The sequence below is a fragment of the Rhizobium sp. R711 genome (assembly GCF_002211365.1).
Lineage (GTDB): Bacteria > Pseudomonadota > Alphaproteobacteria > Rhizobiales > Rhizobiaceae > Rhizobium.
The window spans coordinates 1-3,182 of record NZ_LOKZ01000031.1 but is presented as its reverse complement, the minus strand read 5'-3'; the positions used below and the strand labels follow the sequence as shown (position 1 = coordinate 3,182).

Genomic DNA, 3,182 nt, shown 5'->3' with positions numbered 1-3,182 from the left:
GTGCCGCGTGGCGCGCGGAAAGCTGCCGCGGTGACGCTCAAGATCAGCAAAAACGCGATAGCGGCCTTCAGCGTGAAGCCCGTCCAACTCGCTTTTGAAAAATGCTTCGAAATCCATCATCTGCTCCTTCTGAGAAGCGATCGGTACAGGAGGTTGACGTGGCCGTATTTGATCTTGATCAAGCTACCGGCGTTTCGCGTCCGAAATCGATCCGGCCCGGGTATCCGGTCGACCTGCCTTCTCTGCGAAGAGTAAAATGGCAGCAGTTGCTTGCTTTCGTCTCCTCATTGATCGGGATCAATTAGCGGAGGCGAGTTTGGCGTTAATGCATGCACGCATGAGCCCATACGCCCAATTGAAAAGCACCGTTGCCGGTTTGGCCCAGCCAACCAGGTTCTTGGAGGTCGCCGAGCGCGTGCTTCCCTTCCTGTTGGCTTTCACCGCGCTCTGCCTTGTGTGGGGGCTTTATCTGAGCTTTAGCTCCGACGTCGATTACCAGCAGGGCTCGACGGTCAGGATCATGTATGTCCATGTCCCGGCCGCCTGGATCGCCATGCTCTGCTACACGGTGATGACCGCCAACGCCATCGGGTCCATCGTATGGCGACATCCGTTGGCGGATGTTGCTGCCAGGGCCGCAGCGCCGCTTGGCGCCTCATTCACGTTTGTATCGCTGGTGACGGGCGCGATCTGGGGCAAGCCGATGTGGGGCACATGGTGGGTCTGGGACGCACGCCTGACCTCCATGTTTATTTTGTTCATCATGTATCTCGGTATCGTCGCCATAAACCGGGCTATCGATGAGCCGACGCGTGCCGCCCGCGTCACCGCGGTTCTCATCATCGTCGGGTTCGTGAACATCCCGATCATCAAGTTTTCCGTCGATTGGTGGAATACGCTCCACCAGCCTGCAAGCGTCCTCCGGTTGGGTGGACCGGCGCTCGATATCGAATTCCTGCGACCATTGATGGTCATGGGCCTTGCGTTCGTCACTCTCTTCTTCACGCTCTACCTGGCCTCGATCAGAAACGAGATCTGGAGAAGAAAGCTCATCGCGCAACACAGGCTCGCAGCAAGGTCCGCAGTTTACAAGGAGTATTGAAATGGATCACCAGCACTATGTGGTCGCGGCATATGCCTTGACGTTTACCGTGATGTTGGCAACGACTCTCAAGGTCTGGCTTGCCGGGCGAAACTACCGTCGACACGTCGGAGTGCTTGCAACTGTTCGCCGTCACCGGCCGCGCGACGAGCGTCCGCATGCGTAACTACGCTTTGGCCGGTCTTCCACTGATCGTGTTTCTGGGAATAGCCGGCGCCGTCGCGAATACTCTCTATCGCGAATCCGTCGAGGGGTACGCGCCGGCGACGATACCTTCGGCACTCATCGGACAGAAGCATCCGGCAGTGGACCTTCCCCCGCTCGCCGGGCTGCAGACGCCGGCGCTCAACGAGAGCGTCTTCGAAGATCAGGTCATCGTCCTGAACATCTTCGCATCGTGGTGCGTCCCCTGTCGGCAGGAACATCCGACACTTATGCAGCTCTCCAGGGACCCGCGCATCAAGCTGGTGGGTGTCAACTACAAGGACGCACCGAAAACGGCGTTGGCCTTTCTCGAGGACAAAGGAAATCCGTTCGCTGCCATCGGCGTCGATGATGCGGGACGAAACGCGATGGACTGGGGCGTGTACGGGGTTCCGGAGACCTTTGTGATCGATCGCTCGGGACGGATAACGCAAAAGCATGTCGGACCGCTGGACGAAAACAGCCTCTTACAGGAGATCAACCCCGCGATCGACGCCGCCCTTTCTTCTGGCCAGCGACCAGATGTCTGATTTTGGCGTTGCGCAAAGACGCGGTCTACCGTCGGCTGCCTGCCCGCCATGTCATTCGCTTGCGGAGGGCGCGACGCGCAGCCGGTCGCGGTATCCACCGATTCCGAGGCTCTCGACCAGAACTTTTATCGCCTTGCGCTTAAGATCCGATTCAACCTGGCCATCCACTGTCACCTGTCCGTTGGCAACCGACACCTGAATCTTCTGAGGCGTCAGCCCAAGATCGGCGCGCAGCCGGGTTCGAATGGCAAGACGGATGGATTCGTCTTCTCGTGGCAGTGTTATGGACGGTGCTTCAACGATTATGCGTAGGATGTCCCGGCGGCTGACTATTCCTACCAGTCTGCCGTCCTCGACGATTGGCAGCCGCTTGATCCGATGCGCCTGCAGGCTTTCGGCGATGTCCGACACTTCGCTATCCGGCCGCGCGACGATGACGTCCTGAGACATCACGTCCGCGACGCTCCATCCATGGCTGCAGATATAGCGCTCCAGGTCGATTTCGGAGATGAGTTCGGCCGACCGAACGGCGCGCGGAGAAAGTCGGATTTCTCTGCGCAGCATGAGATCGCCTTCGGTAAGCATGCCGCAAACTCGGCTCTCATCATCTACGACGGGAAGCCCGCTGATATTGTTTTGGATCATGACCGCGACGGCGTGGCGCACGCCGACTGCTGGGCTGATCGAGACCACGTTCGTGGTCATTATGTCTTTCGCCTGCATGGTCCTGCCCCTCACAATCCTGTTATGCGTCAATTAGGATAGAGGCGGGGCATCGGCCCTGCTTTGATCTCCGTCAAACTTCGAGGCGAGCAGGCGCTCGAGTTCGGCGTTCTCCTCATCGCTGAGCGCGACGACGGTTCTGCTGCTTGTCCCCCTTGCGACGGCTACGAGGACCCCGGAAGCGAACCCGGCAAGCAGCAGCGGCGCGCCCCACAGAGGGATCGTCTTCGTTTCAAAGCGCGGCTTCAGCAAGACGAATTCGCCGTATCGCGAGACGATGTAGTTCATCACCTGCGCATCGGTGTCGCCATCGGTGAGCCGCTCGCGCACCAGCAAGCGCAGGTCCTTTGCAAGCTCGGCATTGGAATCGTCGATCGACTGGTTCTGGCAGACCATGCAGCGCAGCTCCGAGGAGATCGCCCGGGCCCGCGCCTCGAGCCCAGGATCGGCCAGAACCTCATCCGGATTGACGGCAAAGGCCGGCGCGGTCGACAGGACGACCGCCAGGACGACGAGGAGGCGCCGGATCATTCCGCCGGCTCCAGGGCCGGGCGCGCCGGCTTTGCCCTGCGGCTCGGCGCGCCGACCCGCAGGCGCCGGTCGCTCAGCGAAACGAACCCGCC

5 protein-coding genes are annotated in these 3,182 nt (G+C 60.2%); 3 read left to right on the top strand and 2 right to left on the bottom strand.

Going from position 1 to position 3,182, the window contains the following annotated elements; translation table 11 throughout:
• Positions 1–337 precede the first annotated feature (337 nt).
• Genes ATY80_RS20630 through ATY80_RS20620 form a run of 3 tightly spaced genes read left to right on the top strand, consistent with a single transcriptional unit; the run spans position 338 to position 1,836 of the window.
• On the top strand, positions 338–1,102 hold the full coding sequence (locus tag ATY80_RS20630; RefSeq protein WP_088694198.1) for a heme ABC transporter permease: 765 nt from the start codon (positions 338–340) through the stop codon (positions 1,100–1,102).
• Position 1,103: 1 nt separating this feature from the next.
• Positions 1,104–1,268, top strand: a complete 165-nt coding sequence (locus ATY80_RS20625; RefSeq protein ID WP_088694196.1) for a heme exporter protein CcmD — start codon at positions 1,104–1,106, stop codon at positions 1,266–1,268.
• Positions 1,261–1,836, top strand: a complete 576-nt coding sequence (locus tag ATY80_RS20620; RefSeq protein WP_088694195.1) for a DsbE family thiol:disulfide interchange protein — start codon at positions 1,261–1,263, stop codon at positions 1,834–1,836. Before ATY80_RS20625 ends, ATY80_RS20620 begins: the two co-directional genes overlap by 8 nt.
• Positions 1,837–1,887: 51 nt before the next feature.
• Here ATY80_RS20620 and ATY80_RS20615 read toward each other — a convergent pair whose 3' ends face one another.
• Together ATY80_RS20615 and ATY80_RS20610 are read right to left on the bottom strand one after the other, a co-directional pair.
• Positions 1,888–2,559, bottom strand: a complete 672-nt coding sequence (locus ATY80_RS20615; RefSeq protein ID WP_088694194.1) for a CBS domain-containing protein — start codon at positions 2,557–2,559, stop codon at positions 1,888–1,890.
• A gap of 33 nt (positions 2,560–2,592) precedes the next feature.
• Positions 2,593–3,090, bottom strand: a complete 498-nt coding sequence (locus tag ATY80_RS20610; protein ID WP_088694193.1) for a cytochrome c-type biogenesis protein — start codon at positions 3,088–3,090, stop codon at positions 2,593–2,595.
• Between the last annotated feature and the right edge of the window lie 92 nt (positions 3,091–3,182).

Coding starts and splice junctions, on each gene's coding strand:
- ATY80_RS20630 (WP_088694198.1), top strand. CDS start 338: ATGAGCCCATACGCCCAATTGAAAAGCACCGTTGCCGGTTTGGCCCAG.
- ATY80_RS20625 (WP_088694196.1), top strand. CDS start 1,104: ATGGATCACCAGCACTATGTGGTCGCGGCATATGCCTTGACGTTTACC.
- ATY80_RS20620 (WP_088694195.1), top strand. CDS start 1,261: ATGCGTAACTACGCTTTGGCCGGTCTTCCACTGATCGTGTTTCTGGGA.
- ATY80_RS20615 (WP_088694194.1), bottom strand. CDS start 2,559: ATGCAGGCGAAAGACATAATGACCACGAACGTGGTCTCGATCAGCCCA.
- ATY80_RS20610 (WP_088694193.1), bottom strand. CDS start 3,090: ATGATCCGGCGCCTCCTCGTCGTCCTGGCGGTCGTCCTGTCGACCGCG.